At 68.1% G+C, this 12,082-nt stretch carries 12 protein-coding genes; 9 read left to right on the top strand and 3 right to left on the bottom strand.

The features are described 5' to 3' along the window. From HYV14_06950 to HYV14_06915, 8 genes are read left to right on the top strand one after another with little or no spacing between them, the layout of a single operon-like run. On the top strand, positions 1 to 828 hold the full coding sequence (locus HYV14_06950) for a phenylacetate-CoA oxygenase subunit PaaI (protein ID MBI2385736.1): 828 nt from the start codon (positions 1 to 3) through the stop codon (positions 826 to 828). A gap of 2 nt (positions 829 to 830) precedes the next feature. Further along, a complete protein-coding gene (locus HYV14_06945; protein MBI2385735.1) occupies positions 831 to 1,502 on the top strand; it encodes a hypothetical protein in 672 nt (223 codons plus the stop codon). Further along, complete coding sequence (locus tag HYV14_06940) at positions 1,499 to 2,731, top strand: hypothetical protein (GenBank protein ID MBI2385734.1); 1,233 nt, start codon at positions 1,499 to 1,501, stop codon at positions 2,729 to 2,731. The genes HYV14_06945 and HYV14_06940 overlap by 4 nt, the downstream gene beginning before the upstream one ends. A 1-nt stretch (position 2,732) precedes the next feature. Next, on the top strand, positions 2,733 to 3,509 hold the full coding sequence (locus tag HYV14_06935; protein ID MBI2385733.1) for a class I SAM-dependent methyltransferase: 777 nt from the start codon (positions 2,733 to 2,735) through the stop codon (positions 3,507 to 3,509). A 49-nt stretch (positions 3,510 to 3,558) separates the two neighbouring features. Next, the gene (locus HYV14_06930; GenBank protein ID MBI2385732.1) at positions 3,559 to 5,073 is read left to right on the top strand and encodes a B12-binding domain-containing radical SAM protein; all 1,515 of its coding nucleotides are present in this window, start codon (positions 3,559 to 3,561) and stop codon (positions 5,071 to 5,073) included. Between the two features lie 4 nt (positions 5,074 to 5,077). Continuing rightward, positions 5,078 to 6,154, top strand: coding sequence for a 3-hydroxybutyryl-CoA dehydrogenase (locus HYV14_06925; GenBank protein MBI2385731.1), 1,077 nt, complete (start codon positions 5,078 to 5,080; stop codon positions 6,152 to 6,154). Next, positions 6,127 to 6,351 carry a hypothetical protein gene (locus HYV14_06920; GenBank protein MBI2385730.1) on the top strand — a complete coding sequence of 75 codons (225 nt, stop codon included), beginning with the start codon at positions 6,127 to 6,129 and terminating at the stop codon, positions 6,349 to 6,351. Before HYV14_06925 ends, HYV14_06920 begins: the two co-directional genes overlap by 28 nt. Then, entirely contained in the window at positions 6,348 to 7,508 is a 1,161-nt protein-coding gene (locus tag HYV14_06915) for a membrane dipeptidase (GenBank protein MBI2385729.1), read from the top strand. The genes HYV14_06920 and HYV14_06915 overlap by 4 nt, the downstream gene beginning before the upstream one ends. A 44-nt stretch (positions 7,509 to 7,552) precedes the next feature. Here the strand turns inward: HYV14_06915 and HYV14_06910 are convergent, their stop codons facing one another. Next, positions 7,553 to 8,290 carry a hypothetical protein gene (locus HYV14_06910; GenBank protein MBI2385728.1) on the bottom strand — a complete coding sequence of 246 codons (738 nt, stop codon included), beginning with the start codon at positions 8,288 to 8,290 and terminating at the stop codon, positions 7,553 to 7,555. Between the two features lie 23 nt (positions 8,291 to 8,313). Here HYV14_06910 and HYV14_06905 point away from each other — a divergent pair, with 23 nt between their 5' ends. Beyond that, on the top strand, positions 8,314 to 9,699 hold the full coding sequence (locus HYV14_06905; GenBank protein ID MBI2385727.1) for an MFS transporter: 1,386 nt from the start codon (positions 8,314 to 8,316) through the stop codon (positions 9,697 to 9,699). Here the strand turns inward: HYV14_06905 and HYV14_06900 are convergent. Together HYV14_06900 and HYV14_06895 are read right to left on the bottom strand one after the other, a co-directional pair. Further along, positions 9,668 to 10,873, bottom strand: coding sequence for an MFS transporter (locus HYV14_06900; protein MBI2385726.1), 1,206 nt, complete (start codon positions 10,871 to 10,873; stop codon positions 9,668 to 9,670). The two genes, HYV14_06905 and HYV14_06900, sit on opposite strands and share 32 nt — an antisense overlap. Next, the gene (locus HYV14_06895) at positions 10,870 to 12,072 is read right to left on the bottom strand and encodes a phospholipase (protein MBI2385725.1); all 1,203 of its coding nucleotides are present in this window, start codon (positions 12,070 to 12,072) and stop codon (positions 10,870 to 10,872) included. Before HYV14_06895 ends, HYV14_06900 begins: the two co-directional genes overlap by 4 nt. Positions 12,073 to 12,082: the final 10 nt, after the last annotated feature.

Here is a 12,082-nt window from a genome sequence, read left to right as displayed (position 1 = left end):
ATGACCCTCGAACCGAACCGCATCCGCGAAGAGAAGCTCCTCGCCAAGATCGCCAAGGGCCAGAAGATCACCGAGCTGTCCGAGATGAGCGACGACTACCGCGAGCACCTCACGAACCTGATGTCGATGCAGGCCGACTCCGAGCTGGCCGGCGCGTTCGGCTACGTGCCGTGGATCCAGAAGTCCCCCGACATCAAGGAGACCCTGCAGGTCGCGCAGATCGTCAAGGACGAGGTGCGCCACGCGCGCGTGATGTACCGCCTGCTCGAGGGCATGGGCGTGGACGTCGACGAGTACTACAAGACCCACAACTTCAACCTGCGCGTCGACGCCGACGACATCGGCACCTTGCGCGCCGCCGACGACAAGCGCGTCAACATCTTCTACTACCCGATCGAGACCTGGTACGACTTCATCATGTTCAACTTCTGCATGGACCGCGGCGCGGGGCATCAGCTCGAGGACTCCCTCGACTGCTCCTACAAGCCCTGGTGCGACGGCATGGAGGGCATCTTCAAGGAGGAGGAGATGCACATGGCGCACGGCGACCAGTGGGCGAAGAGGCTGTCCGAGGACCCGAAGACGCACGACGACCTCCAGAAGGCGTTCGACAAGGGGTACCCGCGCACGATGAACATCTTCGGCCGCGCCAACTCGCCGAAGAACGCGCTCTACCGCAAGTACGGCCTGAAGAAGCGCGACAACGACGAGGTCCGGCAGGCCTTCGCCGCCGACATCAAGGACAAGGCCGCGAAGTTCGGCTTGAAGGTCCCGGCGTGGACGCCGGTCGCGGCCAAGATGTCCGAAGAGCCTTTCATCCCCGGATAGACGTGGGGCGCTTGATAGACGAGGTCCGCGACCGCGCGCTGACGCGACCCTGGCTGGTCGTTCCACCCTTGCTGGGACTGCTCGGCCAGAACCTCCTGTCCTTGCTCTCCCCCGGCCTGCCCGGCTCCGTCATGCTGGGCGTCCTGCTCGGAGCGCTGATGACGGTCGTGGTGACGACGTTCTTCGCCGAGCTGTGGCTCGGCGACGGGCGGAGCGTGGATCCGCGGCGCCTCGTCGAGACCGGGACCTTGTTCATCATCCCCTACCCGCTGCTGTTCGTGTTCGGCCTGTTGACGACGCCGCTGGCCTACTGGCTCCTCCACGCGGGCCTCTCCCAGGGCGTTTCCATGGCCGGCCTCTACCTCATCCTCGCCTTGGGCAAGCTGGCGGCCTTCGGCCTCGGCGCCGTCTCCTCGATCGCCGCCGCCCGCCGCCGCGAGTCGTCCGGCGCGCTCGGCGCCCTGCTGCTCGGCTTCCGCACCTTGCGGGCGAACGCCGGCTTCTTCTTCGTCCTCCTCGCCGGGTTCTGGGCGTTCCAGGAGGGCTGCGTGATCCTCACGCGCGCCTTGGCCCCGGGCCTGCTCGACCGCTTCTTCACCACGGTGATCCCGCTCTTCGCCTGCGTCGCCTTCCCGATCGAGGCCTGGCGCTCGGGCCGCCTGAAACAGGCATGAGGGCGGCGGCCGCCGTTTTCGGGACGGCGCTGGCGGCCCGCCTCGCGTTCTGGCGGCTCCAGGGGACGCTCCCGCTCGTCGGCGACGCGCTGGAGTACGACGCCTTCGCGCGCAATCTCGTCGAGACCGGGCGCTACCTCGGCCCGAACGGCGAGGCCGCCTCCCGCATGCCGGGCTACCCGCTCTTCCTCGCCGGGCTGCGCGTCCTCTTCGGCGCCTCGCCCGAGGCGGTCATCGCCGCCCAGTGCCTCCTCGGGGCTTTGACCTGCGTGATCCTGCTCGATCTCGCCCGGCGCTTCGTCCCTGAGAAGTGGGCGGTCGCCTGCGGCGCCGTCGCGGCCCTCTACTACGATCTGATCGTCCCCGCCGCCGCCCCCCTCAGCGAGTGCCTGTACAGCTTCTTCCTCGTGCTGTCCGTCTGGGGACTCTACCACCCGTCCTGGAAGCCCTTGCGCCGCGCCGTGTGCTTCGCCGCGCTCTCCGCCTGCCTCTACCTCGTCCGCCCCGAGCCGCTCCCGTACATCGTCTGCTCGATCCTGCTCATGCCGTATCTCTGGGCGAGATTCTCCCGCAAGGAGGCGCTTTCGGCCCTGGCCGTCGTCGCCTTGATCGTCGGCGTATGGGTCGGGAGGAATTTTGCGGCACTTGGACGCATCATGCCCGCCAGCTCCGTCGGCAAGAGCGTCGGCTACCTGTCGCTGTACCTCCCCGCCGCCAAGATGGGCCTCGCCGGGGAGCGCCACGCGCCTCCCGCGACGATGAGCGAGCTCGAGCGCGACGCGGACTTCGCCCGCGCCTACAAGGCCCTGGCCGCGACCTTGACCGCCGGCCAGATCGCCAAGGCTTACGTCTACAACCTGCTCAGCATCCTGTACCCGTTCCTCCCGCAGTACGATTGGACCTACGCCTTCATCGTCCCTTTCTGGCTGCTCGGCTGCGCCGTCGCCGCGCGCCGCAAGGAGCTGTGGCCCGTCGCCGGCGCGGTGCTGTGCTCGCTCATCGTGTTCACCTTCTTCGGCGGCTACGCCTCGCGCTACCGCCAGGGCGTCTCGCCGTTCATCGTGCTCCTCGCCGTCGTCGGCATGAAGGCCGCTCGCGACGCGGCCGGCGAGAAGCGCTTCACTCGGGCCTCCTCCGCCTGGCTCGGCGCGAACGTCCTGGTCTGGGCCTTCCAGGGGCAGGCCAGGGCGGCCGCACTGTGGCTGAGGGCCCTGACCTGGGGACACTGACATGACCATGCAAGCCAATCAGCAGGAATGGAACTATCTCTGGACGAACCTCCAGGACAACGACGAGTGGCTGTTCCGCGCCTGGATCCACCCGAACACGATCGAGAGCTTCGCCGGTAAGACCGTGATGGACGCGGGCTGCGGGCCGGGGCATCATTCGCGGCTCTCGGCGAGGTACGCCAAGCGGGTCGTCGGCGTGGACCTCAACACCTCCCCGATCGCCCGGGAGAAGCTCAAGGACCTGCCGAACGTGGAGATCGTCTCCGGCGACATCGCCAAGTGGGACACCGGCGAGCGCTTCGACGTGGTGTATTCCGTCGGCGTCGTCCACCACACGCAGGACCCCGACGCGACGGCCGCGCATCTGAAGACCTTGGTCAAGCCGGGCGGGAGGATCATCTTCTGGCTGTACTCGCGGGAAGGGAACGGATTCGTGTATTGGATCCTGGAGCCCTTGAAGAAATATTTCCTGGATTACCTTCCGCGGCCCGTCGTCATGGGCCTGAGCCATGTCTTGACCGTCGTCGGCACCGCGCTCATGCACACCTTCTATCGCCTCCCCCTTCCGGAAACCTTCCCGTATTATTCGTACTGCAAGAACCTTCGGGACTCGACCTACCAACGTCGTTTATTGAACGTCTTCGACAAGCTCAACGCCCCGACCACCCACCTGATCACCGAAGCGCAGGCGCGCTCCTGGGTCGAGGGCTGGAAGGACGCGCACGTGGATTTCTACGTCGGGACCTCCTGGCGGGTCTCCGGGACGAAGCCCGGGTGAGCGCGGCATTGACGCGGGTCCTCGACGGGGCTATCCTTAAGGGGAAGACATGAAGATCTGCCTCGTCCGGCCCCCGTCGATCGTTAACCCCGTCTCGTACATCGCGTCCCTGACGCCTCCCATCGGCCTCGCCTACATCGCCTCGGCCCTGCGCGAGGCCGGCCACGAGGTCGTTTTGATCGACGGCATCGGGGAGAAGCCCCTTCAGAGCGTGCCGATCGCCTACAACCTCGTCCTGCGCGGGCTGACCTTCGAGGAGATCTGCGAGCGGATACCGAGGGACGCCGGCCTCATCGGCGTCTCCGGCATGTTCTCCTCGGAGTGGGTCCACATCCGCGAGTTGATCAACAAGATCGGCGCCGCGCGCCCGGGCATCCCGCTCGTCGCCGGCGGCGAGCATTTCACCGCCGAGCCCGCCGTCAGCATGAAGCAGTGCCCCGGCCTCTCCGTCTGCGTCCTCGGCGAGGGCGAGGAGACCATCGTCGAGGTGGCGGCGGCGCTCGAGAAGGGCGGCGACCTGAAGCTCGTGAAGGGCCTGGCCCTGCGCGACGGCGGCGGCGTGCTCCTCACCGGCGAGCGCGCGCGCATCCGCTCCGTGGACCGGATCGCCAAGCCCGCCTGGGACTTGATCCCGCTCAGGGCCTACTGGGACAACTTCCTCTCTTACGGCGTCAACCGCGGCAAGAGCATGCCGATGCTCGCCTCCCGCGGCTGCCCCTACCAGTGCACGTTCTGCTCGAACCCGGTGATGTGGACGACGCGCTGGATCGCGCGCGCCCCGAACCTCGTCCTCGACGAGATCGAGGATTACGTCAAGCGCTTCGGCGTCAGCAACGTGGACTTCTACGACCTCACCGCGATCGTCAAGCGCGACTGGATCCTCGAGTTCGCCAAGGGCCTCGTCGAGCGCAAGCTCGGCATCACCTGGCAGCTGCCCAGCGGCACGCGCTCCGAGGCCATCGACGCCGAGGTCTCCAAATGGCTGTACGCCTCGGGCTGCCGCAACATGAACTACGCGCCCGAGAGCGGCTCCGCCGAGAGCCTCAAGCGCATGAAGAAGAACGTCAGCATCCCCCGGCTGACGCAGTCCCTGCGCGACGCGGTGAAGGCCGGGCTCAACGTCAAGCTCAACATCATCATCGGCATGCCCGACGACACGCACCTCGACACGTGGAAGACGCTGTGGTTCCTCGTGAAGATGTCCTGGCACGGGGCGCACGACGTCTCCGTCGGCGCCTTTTCCCCCTATCCCGGGTCGGAGCTGTACGCGCGCCTGGTCAAGGAAGGCAAGATCAAGCACGACGACGAGTACTTCGACAAGCTCGCCTACGTGGACATCACGGAAACGATCTCCTACACCGACCACATCTCGTCCCGGTGGCTGCGCATCTACAACTGGCTCGGCTTCGCGGTGTTCTACGGCAGCAACTACCTGTTCCGCCCCTCGCGCTTCCTCACGACCTTGCACAACCTGAGGACGGGCCATCACGAGTCCCGCGGCGAGATGGCGCTGAGCGGGATCCTCAGCCGCATGAAGCTGGCGCCGCCGGTCAAGAAGGTCTGAGGCGATGATCCAGCGCGTGGCGGTCGTGGGGGCGGGCACGATGGGCGCGGGCATCGCTCAGCTGTGCGCCCAGTCCGGGTTCTCCGTGAAGGTGCACGACGCCTTGCCGGCGGCGCTGGCGGCGCTCCCGGGGCGCCTGAAGAAGTCGTTCGACACGGCGGTCCTCAAAGGGAAGCTCTCCACGCAGCAGGCGGAAAGAGCGTTCCATTCCATCTCCGCGGTCAACGATATCGACGACCTCGCGGGGGCGGACCTGGTCATCGAGGCGGCGCCGGAGGATCTGGCGCTGAAGCAGGAGCTGTTCGAGAAGCTCTCGGAGGTCTGCCCCGACGGGCTTCTGGCGACGAACACGTCCTCTTTGTCGGTCGCGGAGATCATGAAGAGGGCCAAATCGCCGGAGAGGACCCTCGGCGTGCACTTTTTCAACCCCCCCGTCGCGATGAAGCTGGTCGAGATGATACGGACGGATGAGACCTCTCCGGAAGCGTTCCAGGCCGCGTGGGAGTTCCTGTTGATGGGCCTGCGGCGGACGCCGGTCGATGTGAAGGACGTGCCGGGGTTCATCGTCAACCGCGTGATGAGGCCTTATTACGTCACGGCGCAGCGGATGGTCAATACACAGACGAGCTGCGCCGCCGTTGATGACGGCGCTCGCGGCATTGGCGGCGTGCCGATGGGCCCATTTGAACTCATGGATCTGATCGGGCTGGACACGAACCTGGCCATTACGACGGCCATCTATGAGGCTCTGGGGAGACCGGAACGATTTGCGCCGCCCGCCCTCCAGAAGAAGCTCGTGGGGGCGGGCGAGCTTGGGCGGAAGACGGGGAAGGGATTTTACGTTTACGAGAACGGCAAAAAGATCGGGGAGAACATGCGGGTGCAGAACGACCTCGCTCCTGGAAACCTTTTAACGGCGAAGGACATTTGGAGTAACCTTGCGGGCGCCATCATATTAGAGGCAGAACGGCTCGTCTCCGAGGGTACCGCCGGTAAATCCGACATCGACACCGCGATCAAGCTCGCGATGAACTTCCCCAAGGGGCCTTTTGAATGGCAAAAAGAAAGCACGGCGGCGTAGCCGCCAAGAAGAAGCTCCCCACCTTGCTCGAGCTCCTGAAGAAGGACCAGGCGCGGGTGATGAGCGTGCTGCACAAGCACGGCGTTTATTTCGACGCGGGCACCTACATCACCTTGATCGCGCGCCTCGACAAGGTCGCCGCCTATCACGCGGTGCCCAACAAGAAGAAGTTCTTCGCGGACCTGCTCGGCAAGTGAGGGCCGCCGCGGCGCTGTGCGTCGGGCTGCTGGCGCTGCCCGCCGCCGCCGAGAACCTCATCACGGCCCAAGCCGAGAAGAGGGTCAATAAGGTCCTGGCTCGCCCCCCCTATGCCGTATCCCCCGAGGCGCGGGCGCTCCACTCCCGCCTGACCGTCGCGGACATGCACGCGGACCCGCTGTTCTGGGGCCGCGACCTGCTCAGGCGCAACGCGCTCGGCCACGTCGACGTGCCGCGCCTCGTCGACGGCGGCGCGGCGCTCCAGGTGTTCTCGATCGTCACCCACGCGCCCAAGGGCATCAACATCAAGAGCAACGACGCGGGGCAGGGCGACCTGATCACGGCGCTGGCGGTCGCTTCGGGCTGGCCGCGGAAGACCTGGACGAGCAAGCTGGAGCGGGCGAGGCACCAGGCGGCGGCCTTCGACGGCGCGGCGGCGCGCTCCGGCGGACGGCTCGTCGTGATCCTCGCGCGGGAGGACCTGTCGGGCTACCTGGCGGCCCGCGGCACGGGGACGGTGGCGGGCCTCCTGTCGGTCGAGGGCGCCCAGGCCCTGGACGGGAAGCTCGAGAGCGTCGCGGCGCTGTACGACATGGGCGTGCGCATGGTGGGGCTGACGCATTTCATCGACAACGAGGTCGGCGGGTCGGCCCACGGTACGAGCCGCGCCGGGCTGTCGGAGTTCGGGCGGAAGGTCCTCTCGGCTCTCGAGGAGCTGCGCATGATCGTGGACGTCGCCCACGCCTCGCCCGCGCTCATCGACGACGTCCTCGCCTTCGGCAAGACGCCCCCCATAGTCTCGCACACCGGCGTGCGCGGGACCTGCCCCAACGAGCGGAACCTCACGGACGATCAGCTCAGGCGCATCGCCGCCAAGGGCGGCCTCATCGCGATCGGCTTCTGGAGGATCGCCACCTGCGGCGACGACGCCGACGCCGCGGCGCGGGCGATCGTCCACGCCGTCAAGGTCGCCGGCGCGCGGCACGTCGCGCTCGGCTCGGACTTCGACGGGGCGGTGGCCCAGCCCTTCGACGCGTCGGGCATGCCGCTCATCACCCAGGCGCTGATGAGGCAGGGCATGCCGGAGAAGGACATCGCGTCGGTGATGGGAGGGAACGCGATGCGATTCCTCCTGGAGCGTCTGCCCGCCCGCTGACTGTTTCCGGAAACAGTCGGGACTATCCGTGAGGATAGTCCCCCCTAGCGGCGGAAGTCCTTGATGCGGTGGACGCCGGCGTGGAGCTCGACGGGCTTGCCCGAGTGCTTCGTCTCGAGCAGGAAGTGTCTGCCTTTCGGGAAGCGCTCGACGAACATGTTCACGTGCGCCGGCTCGTTCTCGAAGGAGCCCACGACCGCGCCCAACTCCGCGAGCCGGTGCAGGGCCTCGTTCTTGAAGGCGAAGTCGGGCGTGTCGAAGCGCGGCTTGAGCACGAGCGTGGCGCCCTTGCCGTCGGGGTCCGGGAAGCGGTGGCGCAGCAAAGACGCCTCGGTGCCCTCGCGCATGCCCTCGTCCCGGCCGGTCATGTAGAAGGACTTCCCCCCGCGCGCGATCACCTCGGCCGCGTACTCCGGCCCGCCGGCGATGATCGAGTCCTCGAGCAGGTACGGGTTCTTGAAGAAGCGCGCGAACCAGAAGTCGCGCAGGTCCTTGGCGAGCTTCTCCTCGAGGCCGTGGTCCTTGGCCGTGTCGGAGATCGAGTAGCGCAGCTTCTCGCGCGCGATGCCGCGCAGGACGCCGGCCGAGCGGGCGTCGCTTCCCTCGATCATCGCCGCGAACTCCGCGAGGATGCGCAGGTGGCGGTCGGCCGTCGAGAACAAGGTGTCGTCGAGGTCGAAGACGACGATGGCGTTCCCCCGCTTCGCGGCGGCCGCCGTCTCGTCCAGCAGGGCGTCGAGCAGGGCTTTTTGCGTCACGTGACCGATCGATTGAGGAATCATGCTTCTATTGTATGATTTCCCCTATGGACTATCCCCGCCACGCTTTCGACTACCGTCTTCGCCGCGCCCTCAATTGGGTCCCGATGGGCCTGGCCTACGCATTCCTCTACATGGGGCGCTACAACCTGACCGTCGCCAAGAGCGCGCTCGGCGACGCCCTGATGACCAAGGCTCAATTCGGGACGATCTTCGCCGTCGGCGCGTGGGTCTACGGCGTCTCGTTCCTCGCGTCCGGGCCGCTCACCGACAAGCTCGGCGGACGCAACGCGATGCTCGTCGGCACCGGCGGCGCGCTCATCGTCAACGCCGTCATGGGCCTGGCGCTGTACGGCATGGGCAACTGGGGCTGGAACATCTCCCTGTTCTGGATGTTCATGGTCTTGTACGCGATCAACATGCACTTCCAGAGCTACGGCGCCGTCGCGATCGTGACCGTCAAGGCCCCTTGGTTCCACGTTCGCGAGCGCGGGACCGGCTTCGCCATCGTCGAAGCCACGCGCGCGGCCCTGCCCGAGAAGCTCGGCGTCTGGGCTTCGATCGCCCATTTCTTCCTGCCGAGCGGCACCGGGATGAACCAGAATTGGTGGCTTTTCTTCGTCCCGGCGGCCCTGCTGGGCGTGACCTGGATCATCATGTGGAGATACCTCTGCGACTCCCCCGGCGAGGCGGGCTACAAGGATTTCGACACCGGCGAGGAAGCCCTGTCCCACGACGGCAAGCGCCTGCCGGTCATGCAGGTCTTCAAGAAGATCGTCACCCATCCGGTGCTGATCGTCGTATGCGGGATCGAATTCTGCTCCGGCATCCTGCGCAACGGCATCATGCATTGGTATCCGCTGTTCGCGGCCGAGGTCGGCTTCAAGAAGACCTTCTGGGTGGTCCAGAACTGGGGCATGGTGCTGTTCCTGGCGGGCGTGGCCGGCTCCATCCTGACCGGGTGGGCCTCGGACCGTCTCTTCCAATCGCGGCGCGCGCCGATGGCGGGCGTCCTCTACGGCCTCATGGCGATCTGCGCGGTGGTCCTGGCGTTCACCCTCGATCAGGCGCTGTGGTGGGCCGGCGCGGCGGTCATCCTGATGTCGATGGCGGTCATCGGCGTGCACGGCATCCTCTCGGGCACCTCGACCACCGATTTCGGCGGCGCGAAGAACGCGGGCGCCGCCGTCGGCATCGTCGACGGCATGGTCTATCTCGGGACCGGCCTGCAGTCCGTCATCATCGGCTCGATCACGCCTACGGGCGACGCGGCGAAGATCGCGTCGAACTGGTTCTGGTGGCCGGTCTTCTTGGTGCCTTTCTCATTGATCGGCCTCGCCCTCGCGGTGAAGATCTGGCACGCGGTGCCGAAGAAGCGCCAGGCTCCGGTCGCTCAGCTGCTCAAGGGCAAGGATCCGGAGCTTCAGCCTTAAAGGCGCCAAGCAGGAAAGACAGGCCGGCGCCGGCGACGGCGAAGGGGATCAAGGCGCGGGTCCAGGCGGCCCAGCCGCCGCGGTCGATCATCGCGCCGACGAGCAGCATCGCGAGCCCTCCGGCCGCGTGGTGGACGCCGTCGAGCAGGCCGGAGACCGCGCCGGCCGAGCGCCGGCCGCCGGCGTCCATCGCGGCGGCGCCGCTGAGAAGGGCGTGGACGCCGAAGGACGCGGCGCAGGCCGCGCCCAGGAAAGCGACGGCGGTGACCGGCTCCAGCGCCCGGCCGAGGCCGATCAGCGCCCCGGTCAGCGCCGCGAAGAAGACCGCCGCCGCGGGCCCGCGGCGTCCGCCGAAGCCCTTGTCCGACGCGAGCCCGGCGAGGACGGGGCCCAGGAAGGCCCCGCCCGCGGCCGCGGCGAGCGCCGCGCCGAACAGCGGCGTCCCGAGCCGGACGTGGTGCACCTCGTTCAGGAATTGCGCCGACCAGCCCAGCAGGCCCCAGCGCGCGGCCCCCGCGCAGGCCTCGAGGGAGGCGGGCAGGAGCACGTCCCGGCGGCGGGCGAGGACGGCGAGCTCGGCGAGCCGGGGATGGGGCTCGTCCTCCCGCGTCCCGCGGGGGGCGAGCAAGGCGGCGGCGAGGGCGAGGAGCGCGGCGCCGGCCGGCAGTAAGACGAAGGCCGCGGCGGGGAGACGCCCGCCGAGCCACAGGCCGGCCGGCAGGGCGAGGAACTCGGCCGGGAAGGCGATCGCGCCGTAAAGGCCGGAGTGGCGTCCGCGGAGCGCGGGCTCGAGGCGCGCGGCGTTCATGCGGGCCGCGGCGGGCCCGGCGAAGGCCAGGAAATAGCACAGGGCGGCGTGCAGGATGGCGACGCCGACGAACGCCGTCTCCTCCCTCCCGCCGAGGAACAGGAGGCCGAGGCCGAGCCCGGCGGCGGCGGCGCCCGCCGCCGCGCCGCGCAGGGCGCGGCGGACGCCGAAGCGGTCGACGAGCGCGCCGGCGAAGCCGGAGGCCAAGGCGCGCGTCCACAGCCCCAGGCCGAGCGTCAGGGCCAGCTGGGATTTGGACAGCTCCAGCCTCGCCTCCGCCGACGCCGCCGCGGGCAGGGCGCCGGCGGCCAGGCCGAGGCACAGCCCGGCGAAGCCGAGCGCGGCGGTGTCGAGCGCCTTCCTCATTTCCGGGGCTTCGGGTAGTCCTTCAGGAGCTGCAGCGGCTCGGCGTAAGGAGAGCCCCACAGATGGGCGTGGATCCTCGCGGCGCGCGCGGCGAGGGACTCGTCCTTCACCACGATCTCGAGGTTTCGGGAGGAGTCGAGGTAGCCCCCCGCCCAGTTGCTCGTGCCGACCCAGGCGACCTTGCCGTCGGCGACCATGTACTTGGAGTGCGCGGTGCGCGAGAAGGGGATGCGGCCCTCCTTGGCCTCGGGCACGGTGATGACCTTCACCTCGACGCCGGGGATCAGGGAAAGGCTCTTCAGGTGGACGACGGACTGCTCGTCGGTGTTCCAGTGGGAGACGAGCAGCTTGACCTTCACGCCGCGCACCGCCGCGTCGCGCAGGGCGTTGTCGATCGGGGCGTAGAAGCGCTTGGGACGGGAGTAGGTCGTCGGGTTGTAGTCGAGGAGCTGGACGGCCAGCTCGGACTTGGCCTCGCCGATGAGCCGGACCAGCTCGGACTCGGAGTCCCCCACCCCGGGCGGGTTCTTCCGCCACGGGCTGGCGACGAGGTAGGCCCGCCCGGAGCGGTCCGCGTCGCGGCTCGCGGGCGCCGGCGGCGGCTCCGGCTTGAAGCCGAGCTCGTACACCCTCGTGTCGGCCTCCTTCCAGTCGTGCTCGAACACCCGCTGGACGCTCGCGACGACGCCGGCGTCGGTGATCCTCAGCCCGAGCTCGTGGATGTGCTTGAGGGCCCGCCAGTCGAAGTTCTGGCTGCCGACGAAGGCCTGCGTCGAGTCGACGACGAAGAACTTGGCGTGGACGATCCCGTCGCCGTTGACCTTGGACCATTCGATGATGCGCAGGTCGAGGCCGGGGATGGACTTGAGCCGCGCGATGCCGTCGAGCGAGTTCTTCTCGAACTTCTTCTCGAGGAGGACGCGGATCCTCACGCCGCGCGCGGCGGCGCGCTCGAGGGCCTGGAGGGACTGCTCGAGGGGCTCGCCCGTGGACGGGGTCACGTAGAACTGCTCGATGTCGATCGTCTTCTGCGCCGCGTCGAACATCGCGGGCCAGGCGTCCTGGGCCAGGCGCAGGTCGGGCTCGGCGAGGGCCGTCTCGACGGGATAAGAGTAGACGAGCTCGAAGCCCGGGACGGAGAACTCCGCGCGGGCGGTCGTCGCGAGCAGGGCCAGCAGCAGCGAGGAAAGTCGGATCATGAGTCCTCCA

It is taken from the genome of Elusimicrobiota bacterium, from assembly GCA_016182905.1.
GTDB lineage: Bacteria > Elusimicrobiota > Elusimicrobia > UBA1565 > UBA9628 > GWA2-66-18.
The sequence above is the reverse complement of the archived record's forward strand: the minus strand, read 5'-3'. Positions and strand labels throughout refer to the sequence as shown.

Excerpts from the sequence above, each read along its gene's own strand:
- HYV14_06925 (MBI2385731.1), top strand. The coding sequence starts at position 5,078 with ATGATCCAGCGCGTGGCGGTCGTGGGGGCGGGCACGATGGGCGCGGGC.
- HYV14_06905 (MBI2385727.1), top strand. The coding sequence starts at position 8,314 with ATGGACTATCCCCGCCACGCTTTCGACTACCGTCTTCGCCGCGCCCTC.
- HYV14_06895 (MBI2385725.1), bottom strand. The coding sequence starts at position 12,072 with ATGATCCGACTTTCCTCGCTGCTGCTGGCCCTGCTCGCGACGACCGCC.
- HYV14_06910 (MBI2385728.1), bottom strand. The coding sequence starts at position 8,290 with ATGATTCCTCAATCGATCGGTCACGTGACGCAAAAAGCCCTGCTCGAC.
- HYV14_06930 (MBI2385732.1), top strand. The coding sequence starts at position 3,559 with ATGAAGATCTGCCTCGTCCGGCCCCCGTCGATCGTTAACCCCGTCTCG.
- HYV14_06935 (MBI2385733.1), top strand. The coding sequence starts at position 2,733 with ATGACCATGCAAGCCAATCAGCAGGAATGGAACTATCTCTGGACGAAC.
- HYV14_06940 (MBI2385734.1), top strand. The coding sequence starts at position 1,499 with ATGAGGGCGGCGGCCGCCGTTTTCGGGACGGCGCTGGCGGCCCGCCTC.
- HYV14_06950 (MBI2385736.1), top strand. The coding sequence starts at position 1 with ATGACCCTCGAACCGAACCGCATCCGCGAAGAGAAGCTCCTCGCCAAG.
- HYV14_06920 (MBI2385730.1), top strand. The coding sequence starts at position 6,127 with ATGGCAAAAAGAAAGCACGGCGGCGTAGCCGCCAAGAAGAAGCTCCCC.
- HYV14_06900 (MBI2385726.1), bottom strand. The coding sequence starts at position 10,873 with ATGAGGAAGGCGCTCGACACCGCCGCGCTCGGCTTCGCCGGGCTGTGC.